13 protein-coding genes and 1 tRNA gene are annotated in these 12,453 nt (G+C 63.5%); 9 read left to right on the top strand and 5 right to left on the bottom strand.

The annotated features are described in order from the left end of the window. Nucleotides 1–33: 33 nt before the first annotated feature. Genes EDE08_RS13965 through EDE08_RS13945 form a run of 5 tightly spaced genes read left to right on the top strand, consistent with a single transcriptional unit; the run spans nucleotide 34 to nucleotide 5,389 of the window. Complete coding sequence (locus EDE08_RS13965) at nucleotides 34–687, top strand: ABC transporter ATP-binding protein (RefSeq protein ID WP_245524784.1); 654 nt, start codon at nucleotides 34–36, stop codon at nucleotides 685–687. 2 nt (nucleotides 688–689) lie between these two features. Continuing rightward, complete coding sequence (locus EDE08_RS13960; RefSeq protein ID WP_131868931.1) at nucleotides 690–2,300, top strand: AMP-binding protein; 1,611 nt, start codon at nucleotides 690–692, stop codon at nucleotides 2,298–2,300. 37 nt (nucleotides 2,301–2,337) lie between these two features. Then, a complete protein-coding gene (locus EDE08_RS13955; RefSeq protein WP_131868932.1) occupies nucleotides 2,338–3,489 on the top strand; it encodes an ABC transporter substrate-binding protein in 1,152 nt (383 codons plus the stop codon). 12 nt (nucleotides 3,490–3,501) lie between these two features. Next, complete coding sequence (locus EDE08_RS13950; RefSeq protein ID WP_131868933.1) at nucleotides 3,502–4,545, top strand: alcohol dehydrogenase catalytic domain-containing protein; 1,044 nt, start codon at nucleotides 3,502–3,504, stop codon at nucleotides 4,543–4,545. Nucleotides 4,546–4,561: 16 nt separating this feature from the next. Continuing rightward, nucleotides 4,562–5,389 (top strand): enoyl-CoA hydratase/isomerase family protein, encoded by an 828-nt coding sequence (locus EDE08_RS13945; RefSeq protein ID WP_131868934.1) that lies wholly within the window; start codon nucleotides 4,562–4,564, stop codon nucleotides 5,387–5,389. A gap of 654 nt (nucleotides 5,390–6,043) precedes the next feature. On the opposite strand, the gene EDE08_RS13940 is transcribed toward EDE08_RS13945, so the two are convergent. Both EDE08_RS13940 and EDE08_RS13935 read right to left on the bottom strand, forming a co-directional pair. Beyond that, entirely contained in the window at nucleotides 6,044–7,414 is a 1,371-nt protein-coding gene (locus EDE08_RS13940) for a tyrosine-type recombinase/integrase (protein WP_131868935.1), read from the bottom strand. Between the two features lie 222 nt (nucleotides 7,415–7,636). Next, a tRNA-Leu gene (locus EDE08_RS13935) sits at nucleotides 7,637–7,721 on the bottom strand. A 154-nt stretch (nucleotides 7,722–7,875) separates the two neighbouring features. On the opposite strand from EDE08_RS13935, the gene EDE08_RS13930 reads away from it, so the two are divergent. After that, the gene (locus tag EDE08_RS13930; RefSeq protein ID WP_131868936.1) at nucleotides 7,876–8,415 is read left to right on the top strand and encodes a disulfide bond formation protein B; all 540 of its coding nucleotides are present in this window, start codon (nucleotides 7,876–7,878) and stop codon (nucleotides 8,413–8,415) included. Between the two features lie 126 nt (nucleotides 8,416–8,541). On the opposite strand, the gene EDE08_RS13925 is transcribed toward EDE08_RS13930, so the two are convergent. Beyond that, the gene (locus tag EDE08_RS13925) at nucleotides 8,542–9,627 is read right to left on the bottom strand and encodes an AbrB family transcriptional regulator (RefSeq protein WP_131868937.1); all 1,086 of its coding nucleotides are present in this window, start codon (nucleotides 9,625–9,627) and stop codon (nucleotides 8,542–8,544) included. 99 nt (nucleotides 9,628–9,726) lie between these two features. Continuing rightward, the gene (locus tag EDE08_RS13920; RefSeq protein ID WP_131868938.1) at nucleotides 9,727–10,029 is read right to left on the bottom strand and encodes a PsiF family protein; all 303 of its coding nucleotides are present in this window, start codon (nucleotides 10,027–10,029) and stop codon (nucleotides 9,727–9,729) included. Between the two features lie 199 nt (nucleotides 10,030–10,228). On the opposite strand from EDE08_RS13920, the gene EDE08_RS13915 reads away from it, so the two are divergent. Beyond that, nucleotides 10,229–10,720 carry a hypothetical protein gene (locus tag EDE08_RS13915; RefSeq protein WP_131868939.1) on the top strand — a complete coding sequence of 164 codons (492 nt, stop codon included), beginning with the start codon at nucleotides 10,229–10,231 and terminating at the stop codon, nucleotides 10,718–10,720. Nucleotides 10,721–10,866: 146 nt separating this feature from the next. Here the strand turns inward: EDE08_RS13915 and EDE08_RS13910 are convergent, their stop codons facing one another. Beyond that, complete coding sequence (locus EDE08_RS13910) at nucleotides 10,867–11,415, bottom strand: TetR/AcrR family transcriptional regulator (RefSeq protein WP_131868940.1); 549 nt, start codon at nucleotides 11,413–11,415, stop codon at nucleotides 10,867–10,869. A 107-nt stretch (nucleotides 11,416–11,522) separates the two neighbouring features. On the opposite strand from EDE08_RS13910, the gene EDE08_RS13905 reads away from it, so the two are divergent. Continuing rightward, the gene (locus EDE08_RS13905; RefSeq protein ID WP_131868941.1) at nucleotides 11,523–11,951 is read left to right on the top strand and encodes an acyl-CoA thioesterase; all 429 of its coding nucleotides are present in this window, start codon (nucleotides 11,523–11,525) and stop codon (nucleotides 11,949–11,951) included. A 3-nt stretch (nucleotides 11,952–11,954) separates the two neighbouring features. Next, nucleotides 11,955–12,440 (top strand): PaaI family thioesterase, encoded by a 486-nt coding sequence (locus EDE08_RS13900; RefSeq protein ID WP_131868942.1) that lies wholly within the window; start codon nucleotides 11,955–11,957, stop codon nucleotides 12,438–12,440. Nucleotides 12,441–12,453: the final 13 nt, after the last annotated feature.

The following is a 12,453-nucleotide window of genomic DNA, read 5'->3' as shown; positions in this document are numbered from 1 at the left end:
AATCTCAACGTCCGATACGGCGCGGTCGAAGCGTTGCGCGACGTCTCGATCAAGGTGAGCTCGGGCAGCCTCGTCGCGATCCTTGGCGCCAACGGTGCGGGTAAGTCGACCTTGCTGCGGGCGATCAGCGGAATCGTCGGCGCGTCTTCGGGCAGCATTGCTCTGCTCGGCAACGCCATCGATGGCTTGAGCCCGGAGGAGATCGTGTGTCGTGGCGTAGCGCATGTGCCCGAAGGCCGCGGCATCTTTCCGGACCTGACAGTGAAGGAAAACCTCATGATCGGCGCGTACGCGCGCCGGGGGCGGGATCTCACCGGCGACTACGGCAAGGTGATGCAGATGTTCCCCCCGATAGCGCGGCGCGAGCGGCAGTTCGGCTACACGCTGTCCGGCGGGGAGCAACAGATGCTGGCGATCGGCCGCGCGCTAATGGCCTCGCCGCAGGTGCTGTTGGCCGACGAATTGAGCCTGGGGCTTGCGCCAATCATCGTCAAGCAGGTCTTCGCCAAGCTCGACGAGGTGCGCAGGGCCGGCATCACGGTGCTCGTCGTCGAGCAGAATGCACGGCTCGCGATGAAATTCGCTGACTATCTCTATGTGCTCAAGTACGGCCGCGTGGTGATGGAAGGACCGCGGGACGAGTTCGAACGATCGACCGAGTTGGTCGACGCTTACCTTGGTATCTGACGATGCATGATTATCCTCTCAAGCAGCGCACCATTGGACGACTATTGGCTGACAAGGCGGCACGCATCGGCGGCCGCACCTGGCTGATTCATGGCGATGAGAAGTATAGCTACGCCGAGACACACGATATCTCCAATCGCTACGCCAACGGATTTGCTGAGCTTGGCGTCCGCAAGGGAGATCACGTCGCGATCATGATGCCCAACTGTCCGGAGTTCATCTGGACAATTTGGGGACTCGGCAAGCTTGGCGCGGTATCGGTGCCGCTCAACACCGCGGCGAGGGGCGACCTCCTGCGCTACTTCGTCACGCAATCGGATTCGTCCATGGTCGTGGTGGCGAGCGAATGGGCCGATCGCATGGCCGAAGCCCTGGCGGTCGAGAACGATATTCGGACGTTTGTTACCCATGGTGGGGCCGGGGCGAAGCTCGCGAGCCTGGGCAAGCCGCTGGTCGATATCAAGGTGCTGGCGAACTCTTCCCCCGTCGAGCCGGATCCCGAACTGGTGCAGGCGAGCGACCCGCAATACATCATGTACACCTCCGGCACCACTGGCCCGTCGAAGGGGGTGATCAGCCCGCATTCACAAGCACATGGCGTAGGCCGCTCGCTGGCAGGGAATTACGGCTATCGCAGCGATGACGTAATCTTTACCTGCCTGCCGCTCTTTCACGGCAACGCACTCTGGTACTCCTGCTACGCGGCTTTCTGGGCCGATTGCACGCTGGCGATCTCGCCGCGTTTCTCGGCGAGCACCTTCTGGGACGAGATCAGGGCGACAGGCGCCACCCAGTTCAATTCGCTCGGTGCCATGACCAATATTCTGCTGCGCGCTCCGCCGTCGCCGCGGGATCGCGATCATCGCGTGCGCCAGGCCATGATCGTGCCGCTGTCACGGGAATCCTATCGGGATGTTTCCGATCGCTTTGGCGTTCAGGTGACCTCGCTTTATGCGATGACCGAAACCTTCGCCGTGACGATGTTCTGCCCTGACGATCCCGAAGCCAAAGGCGCCTCGGCTGGCCGGCCGCGCGGCCTCGCCGAGATCCTGATCGTCAACGATGAGGACGATCCGCTGCCGACGGGCGAGGTCGGCGAGATCTGCGTGCGCCCCTGCGAGCAGGGGATCGTCATGTCGGGCTATTACAAGATGCCGGAGGCGACGGTGCGCGATACGCGCAATCTCTGGCTTCACACCGGCGACCGTGGCCGGCTCGACGACGACGGTTACCTGTATTTTGTCGACCGCAAGAAGGAGGCCATCCGCCGCCGTGGCGAGAACATCTCGGCATACGAGGTGGAGATGCTCGTGGCGAAGCACCCCGCCGTGTTGGAGGTCGCTGCCGTGCCGGTGACCTCGGAACTGAGCGAGGACGAGGTGATGATCTATGTCGTTCGTCGCGACAACGCGGAGGTCAGCGAGGAGGAGCTGGTGCGCTTTGCCAACCGCAACATGGCGCATTTCATGGTGCCGCGCTTCGTGCATTTCATTGACGCCTTGCCCAAGACGGCGAGTGAGAAGATCGAAAAATACAAGCTGAAGACTTGGGCCGAGCAGAACCGTGCATTCCTGTGGGATCGCGAGGCTGTTGGCCTCAAGCTCGAGCGCTGAGCGTTCTATCAACAAAAACATGAATGGGAGAGGAAGCATGATCTGGAAAGTATTGGGAAGGAGCCTGGCGTGCGCGGCGGCTGTCGCGATGATGGCCTTGCCTGCCAGTGCGCAGGAACTGGTCAACGTCGGCATGAGCGGTCCGTTCTCGGGCGGCCTGTCGCTGCTCGGGCAAAGCGTTCGCGACGGTGTCGAAGTCGCGTTCGGCGAAGTCAACGACGCGGGCGGGGTGAGCGGGCGCAAGCTCCTGTTCATCGCCGAGGACGACGGCTACGAGCCGATGCGCACCATCGCTTCCGCGCGAAAGCTGGTCGAGCAGGACAAGGTGGTCGCGTTGCTCGCCGTGACCGGCACCGCGCCGTCGGCGGCGCTGCTGCCATTCGTCACGGAAAGCAAGACGCCGTTGCTGTTTCCGTATGCCTTTGCCCACGCGCTGACTACGCCGCTCAACCGTGATGTCTTCACGACGCTGCCGGAGGTGCGGGTGCAGATGATGGTCCTCGCCAACTATATCCTCAAGGAGCTGAAGCAGACCAAGGTCGCCGCGATCTACCAGAACGACGATTTCGGCCAAGATGCCGTTGCCGGTCTCGAGGAGCGGTTCAAGAGCGCGAATGTCCCGCTCACGAAACTGCCTTTCGACCGCGGCACCACCAACTTCTCCGGTGTCGTTGCCCAGGCGAAGGGGGCGGGTGTCGAACATGTCGTCTTCCTCGGCATTCCAAAGGATGCGGCGCTGGTGATGCGCGAAGCCAACAACCTCGGCTGGAAGCCGCAGTTCAGTGGTCACAACGCGCTCGGCGATCCCCAGACCTTCCAGCTCGCCGGCCCACTGGCCGAAGGCGCGATCGCGATCGCGGTGATGGAGCCACTCGATTCCGACAAGCCTGCGGTCAAGGCGTTCCTGGCGGCGCAGCAGAAATACAAGCCCAACAGCAAACCGACCACATACAGCATGCACGGTTACCAGTCTGGCAAGCTGTTCGCCGAAATTCTCAAGCGAACCGGCGGCAAGACGGACGAAGCCTCGATCGTCTCGGCGCTGGAGGGGATGAAGAACTTCGATACCGGCCTGATGGCGCCGCTCTCGTTTGCTTCTGACCAGCATGCTGGCGCGCTTTCGGGCGCGATCATGAAGGCGGAGGGCGGCAAGTGGAAGATCATCTCGGGCTGGCTGTCGGCGAACTGAGGCACTGATCCGATGCTTGCCGTCATTGCCGAGCGTACCGGCCCACCCGACGTCTTGCGCGTCGCCGAAATAGTCGCGCGCGAGCCCGGTCCGGGTGAGATCAGGATCGCAGTCGCCGCCTGCGGCGTCTGCTTCCATGATGTCGTGGTACGTAACGGTACCTATCGGCGCGGCGTTGCCATGCCGGTCATCCTCGGGCACGAGGTGGCCGGGACGGTCGAGAAGCTCGGTCAGGGCGTTGGCGGATTGCAGTGCGGCGATCTCGTCGCCACCACGACCTATAGCCATGTCTGCGGCTATTGCAGGCATTGCCGCGGGGGGCACGAGACTTCGTGCCCCGACCGCGTCTTTCTCGGTGATGCCGGGCTCAATGGCGGCTACGCCGAAATGGTCTGCGTGGATGCGGATGCTGTGCAGATCATTCCGCCGGGTGTTTCTGCAGAGGAGGCATCGATCGTCGCCTGCACGATCGGGACTGAGCTCAATGCCGTCCGGGAGGTTGGCCGGGTGCAGACCGGGGACTGCGTCTTGGTGACCGGTGCCGGCGGCGGACTTGGCCTGCACGGTGTGCAGCTCAGCCGTCTGGCCGGTGCCTTCACGATCGCGGTGACGACGAGCAAGGCCAAGGCCGCTCGTATCCGCGAAGCCGGTGCGGATGAAGTGATCGTGGTCGAGAGGGGTAGCGAGTTCTCTGCCGAGGTCCGCCGGCTGACCAATGGCCGGGGCGTCGACGTCGCGATCGACAATGTCGGCAGCCCAGTGTTCGAAACCGTGCGGCGGAGCATGGCGGACGATGGGCGTATGGTAGTGGTCGGACAGGTGACCGGCGATTTCATCACGATCAATCCTGCGCAACTCTTCCTGCGCAACGTCTCGATCCTAAGTGCCAAGGGCGTCTCGCGCAGCCAGCTTGCCGATGCGCTCGAGCTTGTTGCAAGGCGGCGGATCAGGCCGGTTGTGGAGCAGGTCCGCCGGCTGCATGATGCCGTGGAAGCACATCGCGCTGTCGAGACCGGGCTCTCGAGCGGACGGATCGTCTTGTCACCGGTAAAATAGAGAGAGGTAGGTTCCGATGTCAGCCGAAAAAGCCAACATCACGGGCAACGCCGTCACGCTGTCCTGGCCCGAGCCCGATATCGCGCTCGCGACGATGACGCGCGAACGCGAAATGAACACGCTCAGCCTCGAACTGCTCGAGGAGCTCGACGCCGCGCTGACCGCGAGCGTCGCCGGCAGCGCGCGGGCGCTCATCATCACCGGGCAAGGCCGGGCGTTCTGCGCTGGCGCCCATTTGCGCTATTTCACCAGTGAAGACGCGCGGATCGGAAGCAGCAGCTTCGCGCTGCGCGATAGGTATCTGCAGCCGATCGCGAGGCTGTTCGACCGGATCGAGACGGTGCCGATGCCCGTGATCGCGGCGATAAACGGTTTCGCGCTGGGGGGCGGTTGTGAGATGTCCTTGGCCTGCGATTTCCGGCTCATGGCCAACGATACCAAGATTGGCGTGCCGGAGGTGCGGATCGGTGCGCTCGCAGGCGCCGGCGGCGTACAGAAGCTTCATCGTCTGGTCGGACGCGGCAAGGCCATGGAATGGGTGCTGCTGGGCAGTCACATCACTGCACAGGAGGCGCTGATGCACGGTCTTCTGACAAGTGTGCACCCTCAGGACGAACTTCTTCCTGCAGCAATGAAATTGGCTTGCCGCTTCCGGCTCCTTGGCGCACGCGCGGTCTCGCAGTCAAAGATGGCCGTGCGCATGTGCGGAGATGCCGATTTGGCATCCGCCAGGAACATCGGCTTGGAGACGCTGGCGATGTTGATCGGAGGTGCGGAATGGCAAGAGGGAATGAGCGCTTTCATCGAGAAGCGCCCCCCGAATTTTCCTCCACTGCAGGGTTGATTTGCGTGGTTTTAACTGGGATTGTTTCTCCGACAATCCGGTATGGCTTCGGCAGCCTTCAGCAAGTCTGCTCGGTGACATGAGCCAAATCCGGATTGCGGTCGCCCCGCGAAAGACAAACCGTCTGCGTCGACCGCCTCTGCGGACTTGAGTCGCGAGAGCAGTAGGCGCAAGTGGGCAACAAGTCCCCAGGGACAGTGTTGCAACCCCTTGGGGATGATAGGCCGTGCAATCGTGCGACGAATGCCCGTTTTTCGATCGGATAAGCCCAGTGGTGCGACCAGTAAGTCATTGATTGTTCTTAATCCAGGGCTGTCTCTTAATCAGCGGCTCTGTCGGAAGCGCAGAGTGCTGCCACCCGCCATTCGGAAATGGACCGCCCGGTCGGGAACGAGATCCGTCAGCTGGCGTTCTCGCCGAGGAATGCCGCAATGAAATCGCAACGAATTGGGCGAAATGAACGTGAACAGAACGCGACCGCGGGGCTACCGTATCAAGAAAGTCAACGATTTAGAAGATGCTCACTGCGTTCGGGACGCAATGGCCTGGTTAGGCGACAGCCTGAAAAAGCAATTGAGATGGTTGCATGTCCCCGCGACCACCGATTCTTGCGATATCGGCGCAGGCGACCCGGAAGTGTCGCCTTTAGGTGACTTAGGCAAGCGCTCCTCCCTTGATCGGCATCACCTTCTTGGGATCGAGCCAGTGGTCGATCCGATCAGCCCAATGCTGCATCAGCTTCGTGCGCGAGCCGATCAGCGCGAGCGGTCCGTGCCTTTTGTACAAACCTTCCACAGTCGAATTATCGAGATGCGCAAGCTGTAGCTCGACGACATCGCCATCCCACGCCTTGGCGTCCTTGATCTCTTCGTGGTGAGACAGGGTCGAGAAGGTTGTCCGGAATCCGTGGGCACAATGCTCGGTCTTGGTGTCAATGCCAAGCAGCCGCAAGCGCTTGTTGAGCGTGTTGTTCGATAACGGCGCGTCCTTCGAGCAAGAAAACGCGTAGCGGCGATGGCCGGTCAGCTCCTGGACGCTGCGCAGGATTGCGAGTGCTTGCCGTGACAAAGGTACGACATGGTCCCAGCCGGTCTTCATCTTGGCTGCTGGAATAGTCCAGCGTTCGGCATCCCAGTCGACCTCGCCCCACTCCATTTCATTGACCATGCCGGGGCGGGGAATGGTCAGCGCATCGAAGCGCAACGCAAGGCCAACAACGTCACCAAACCTCGCTCTCGTCCACGGTGCGGCGATGAGTTTGAAGACGCGCGTCACGTCACGTGGTTCGGTGACGCCTGGACGCGGCGTCGAAATGTTGGCAATCATCTGCCCATTCAGGTTACGGAACGGATTGTAGCCGTCGCCTTCGACGTCGGCATAGTCGCAGATTTGCTTACAGATGCTGCGCACGCGGTCTCGGGTTTCCAGCTTTCCCTCGGCTTCGTATGAACGCATGAAAGCGAGCACGTCCGGACGCTTGATGTCCTGCCTGCTGAGCTTGCCGAAGCGCGCCTTGACGTAGCCGACGCGCAGCTCGAGCACCTCGATCGTCTTGGGGTCGCGCGCCGCGACGATCCTGCCGCGTTTGACTTTCTCGACCTTCTTCTTCGCGAGCCATTCGTCGGCCCATTGCCCGAAAGGCCGGGCGGCGGCCTGCCTGTGCTTGTCGAGCTGCTTCTCGATGCTCGGGTCTTTGCCTTCCTTGAGCAGGTCTTTGGCCTTGTCGCGCTCGCGCCGCGCGTCTGCGAGCGAGAACGTGCCATCCTTGCCGTTGCCGTAGGGGCCGATGGAGTAGGTTTTCTGGCGGCCGTGGAAACGGTAGTCCATCCGCCAGAGCTTAGAGGCAGCGTTGCCGGGCCTGCTCACGTCCGGCGTGACGAAGAGATAGAGCCAGCCGCCGGTCACGTCGGAAATCTTGGCGGGACTCCACGCGCCATTGTCGAATTTCGGTCGGGCGGCGCGGCAGTCGACGTCGGTCCTGATCTGCTTGGGATTGGCGCACGCGCCGTCGTTCTTGCCGGCCATCTGCTCAATTCCTTCATTCGGAAAAGCGAAAGTCGCCGTGAACGTTTGTTCTCCAGATACCAGCACGATACCAGCAAAAATACCAGCAAATCGGGCGGCTGGGATCGAAGGAGAACAAACGGTGACGAACGAGAATGTACGCGGAAGTCCCTATTTTTCAAGGGTTTCTGAGCACTACGCGGACGGTTGCGAACACTTTGGAACGGGCTTGAACAGCCTAGTTGGTGCCCCTGGCCGGAATCGAACCAGCACTCCTTGCGGAACTCGATTTTGAGTCGAGCGCGTCTACCAGTTCCGCCACAGGGGCCCTCGGTCGGCCCCAAAGGGGGCGTCGCGAAGCCGGCGGACTATAGCCATGGACAAAGCGGGGTCAACCCGCGCCAAAGTGATCCCGGCCGTTCTCGACAGCCGCACGGACCGGGGCTAGGGCTTGTGGGTCCGACCACCGGAAAGAGGCTGCCGTGACGACCCAGAGTGCTGCCATACCAGCGTTCAAGCAGGCCAGTGCGGGCCCCGCGCTGACCGCCTCGCTGCTGGTCACGCTGATCGCCGCAGTCACGATCGCCGGCGCCTGGTTCTTCCAGCTCGTGCTGGAGATCCTGCCCTGTCCATTGTGCCTGGAGCAGCGCTACGCCTATTACTTCGTGATCCCGCTCGGCGTGCTGACGGCGCTGGCGGCGAGGAGCGGCGCGCCGCGGCCGCTGCTGCTGGCGGGGCTCGCGATCCTGGCGCTGGCGACGCTCGCCAATGCCGGCCTCGGCACCTATCACGCCGGCGTCGAATGGGGTTTCTGGAAGGGGCCGACCGATTGCTCCGGGCCCGTCGTCAATCTCGGCAGCGCCGCTGATCTGCTGTCGAAGCTCGACACCGTGAAGGTGGTGCGCTGCGACGAGGTGCAGTGGCGCTTCCTCGGCCTCTCGCTCGCCGGCTACAACGTGCTGATCTCGCTGCTGATGGCCGCGATCGCCGCTTGGGGATTCGTGCGGACGGCGAGGCGTTGATCCTCATGGTGAGGAGCCGCGCCTCTTGCGCGGCGTCTCGAACCATGCAGGCCCCACTCTGTCACCCGGGCCTCTATCCTTCGAGACGCGCTCCATTGGAGCGCTCCTCAGGATGAGGAGAACCAGCTAATCGTCCACGTCGTCCTGCGTGCGTCCGAACAGATGCACGATGCCCGGCGTCGCGATCGTCACGAAGACGAAGCGCGAGAGGTGGTGGGCGCCGACGAAGATCGGGTCGATGTGCAATGTCAGGGCCAGCGCCAGCATCGCATCCATCGCGCCCGGCGCGAAGGCGACGACGACGTCGGAGAACTTCACCAGGGTGGTCAGCGCCACGATCCCGACGAAGATGGCGGAGACGGCGATGGCCACGGCAAACGAGCCCAGTGCCGCGCTGAGGTGGCCGGCGAGCGTCTTGATTCGCATCCGCGCGAAACGGCTGCCGATCAGTGCACCGATACCGACCAGCGCCACGCCGCGGACCCAGTCCGGCAGGCCGCCCTCGACCCATCCGGCGCCGTGCAGCGCGCTGGAGGCGATCATCGCGCCGAACATCCAGCTCGCCGGAAACCTGATCAGCCGCAAGACCAGCGCTGCGGCCAGCGAGGCCGCGGCCAGCTCGAGGAGGTCGAGCGGCGAGGCGATCGTCGTCGTCAGCGACGGCGCAGCAGAGGACGCCACGCCGGCAATCGCCAGCACCATCGGCAGCGCGGCGGTCAGGATGATGACGCGCATGGTCTGTACCACCGCGATGCCCGGCAGGTCGGCGCCGCGCTCGACCGCCAGGATGGTGATCTGCGACAGCGCGCCGGGGCTGCCGGCCAGGAAGGCCGAGGTGCGGTCCCAGCCATGGATGCGCTGGAGGTAGTAGCTCGAGCCGAACGTCGAGCAGAAGGTGGCGAGCGCAAGCAGGGCGATGGTGACGGGATAGGCGCTGACCTGCTGAAGCAAATGGCGCGAGACGACCGAGCCCAAGGAGATGCCAAGCAGCACCAGGACGGTCTGGGTCAGGATCGGCGGCAGCGTCAGCTGGCGGCCGGCGATCGCGGCGATCCCGACCGCGATCATCGAGCCCGAGATCAGCCCGCCGGGAAGGTTCGCGACGAGAAACACCAGGCCGCCGGCGGTGCCGATGACGAGCGTCTCCACCGTGCTCAATATGCTGGCACGGCTCGGCCATTCGAACGTCAGGGAGGCGGTGATCTGCTTCACACCACCTTATCGCAAATCGGCTTGAGGCGCACAATTGCAGGCTCGTCATGCCGCAATGCGCGCGCCTCTCTCGGATGCTCGCAGAGGATCGTGACGGACTTACTTCTTGTCTGAGGCAGGAGCGGCGGAGGCGGCGGGAGCGACGCTGCCGGCCTTCGCCTCCTTCTTGCATTCACGGCGAAACTTCCTGCGCTCCTTGCCCTTCAATCCCTTGGCGTCCGCCTGCTTGGAGCATTCGAGCGACTCGGCCGAACGCTCCTTCGGCGCCTTCTTGTCGGCGGTGGCAGCGGTATCGGTCTTTGTCTCGGTCTTGGCTGCCGGCGCTGCGGTCTGTGCGAAGGCGGCGCCGGTGGCGAGCAGGGAGGCGAGGGCGACGACGGCGAGGCGAGACGTTAAGGTCATGTGTTGCACTCTGCTTGGAAGAATGGCGAAGGGCTGGACGGTCGGCCTGCATTGCTGAACGCGACATGAATGAGTCGAGCGACGGGATCACTATATTTTGGCGGCGATAGCGATCGCATCCTTGTCGCAAGCGGCCGACACGCTAGGATAGCAATGTTCGTTTCACTTCCGTCGGGAAGACCAAGCAGGAGACCCAGGGATGATCATTCAGACGAGATTGTTGTGCGCGATTGCGGCGTCCGGTGTCGCGGCATTGCTTGCGAGCGCGCCGGCGCAGGCACTGACCGCACAGGAATGCAGCGCGAAATATCAGGCTGCCAAGAAGGACGGCTCGCTCGGGACCATGAAGTGGAATGACTTCCGCAAGGCCGAGTGCGGTGCCGATGCGAAGCCCGCCGCTGCACCGACCGCAGCTGCTCCGGCTGCGCCCGCCGCTCCTGCCGAGCCGAAGCAGGCGGCGAAGGAGGCCGCACCCGCCGCCGCGCCGGCCCTGCCGGCCGGACCGGCAGTGTATCCGAACGCGGTCGATCCGAAATATGTCAAGGAGACCCCCGGCAAGGCGCGGCTGCACACCTGCGTCGACCAGTACAATGCCAACAAGGCCACCAACGGCAATGGCGGCTTGAAGTGGATCCAGAAGGGCGGCGGCTATTACAGCGAATGCACCAAGAAGCTGAAGGGCGCCGCCTGAGCTTCGAATCGAGACGATGGCCGGAGCAGCGCTCCGGCCATTTCGCCTGGAGCGTTTTCGAGCGAAGTGGACAGCGTTCGCGTCAAGAAAACGAGTCAAAACAAGAAGCTGGAGCCGCGTTCCGATTCCATCGGAACGGGAAGGCTCTAGTCGAGCAGCTTCTCGGCCGATCTCGCCACGAGTTGCGCTCGCTTCCGCGCGCCGCTCTCGACGAACAACAAGCTCTGGCCGAAGATGAAGCAGTAGAACAGGAAGGCCTGCGCCTCGGCCGCCTCGGCCGCTAGGCCGGCCGCACGATAGAGTTCGCTGACGTGCTTGAGCCGCGCCGCGTCGACGCTCGCCACCGCCGCCGCGGCGTTCTCGTCCGAGCGGGCCCATTGCCGGATCGCGAGCTCGATCGCCATGCCCTCCGGATTGAGGCGCTCGGAGTAGAGCTGGATCAGCGCTCTCAGTCGCTCGCGGGGCTCCTGCCCGTCGAGACTTGTCTGCTGCGCGATTGCGGCGACGCGCCCCTCGCGCCAGCCTTCCAGCATGGCATCGAGCAGCGCGGCGCGGTCGGCAAAGCGGCGGTAGAAGCCGCCCTTGGTGACGCCGAGATTCTTGGCGACCACCTCGACCCGCACGCCCTCGACCCCCGCGCGGGCGAGCTCGGCAAAGCCTGCCTCGACCCAGACATCGGCCTTGCCGTCACTCATGAAGGAAACCCCACCGGCTCTTGATACGGTACCGTATTGCTAACGCGACACGGACTTGATACGCTACCGTATCAACGATCAAGGACGAAATTGCGGGAGGAAGTGCGATGGAGCAGGAGGCGACTTATCGCGGCACGGTCTATCCGTGGCAATGCGATCACGTCGGGCACATGAACATCATGTGGTATGTCGGCAAGTTCGACGAGGCCAACTGGAATCTGTTCGCCCGCCTGGGCCTGACGCCGAGCTATCTGCGCAGCTCAGGCCGCGGCATGGCCGCCGTGCAGCAGAACATCGCCTACCGGCGCGAGCTGCTCGCCGGCGACATCGTCGAGATCCGCAGCCATCTGCTCGAGCTTCGCGACAAGTCGATCCGCTTCCGGCATGACATGACGAATGCCGAGACCGGCGAACTCGCAGCGACGTGCGAGATCACCGGCGTGCACATGGACAGTCAATTGCGGAAGTCCGCACCGTTCGCCGATGCGATCCGGGAGATCGCCGTGAAGTACCTTTCCGAGCCGGCGGAGGCATGAGCGATGGCCACATTCGAGCCGAGAAACCCCGAGTACCGCACGGCCGCGACCGCGATGTTCGCCGCCCAGCCGGCGATGCGCACGCTGGGCATATCGATCGTCGCTCTGGCGCCGGGCCAGGTCGAACTGGCGATGCCGTATGCATCCGCCTTTACGCAGCAGAACGGCTTCGTGCACGCCGGTATCATCACGGCAGGCCTGGACAATGCCTGCGGCGTCGCCGCCTTCACCCTGATGCCGCGCGAAGCCGACATCCTCACCGTCGAGTTCAAGACCACGCTGCTTGCGCCGGCCCGGGGCGAGCGCTTCGTCTTCCGGGCCGAAGTCGTCAAGCCCGGCCGCACGCTGACCTTCTGCGAGGCCAAGGCGTTTGCCGAGCATGACGGCAAGACCACGCTGATCGCGACCATGACCGGGACCTTGATGGCGATGCTGCCCCGCATTGCGGCCGCGGACGTGCCGCACACGTCCGCGCATGGCGGCGATTGACAAGCATGCCGGC

The sequence above is a fragment of the Bradyrhizobium sp. R2.2-H genome (assembly GCF_004346455.1).
Classification (GTDB): Bacteria; Pseudomonadota; Alphaproteobacteria; order Rhizobiales; family Xanthobacteraceae; genus Bradyrhizobium; species Bradyrhizobium diversitatis.
Note: the sequence above shows the minus strand (reverse complement) of the source record. Positions and strands in the feature narration are given on the sequence as shown.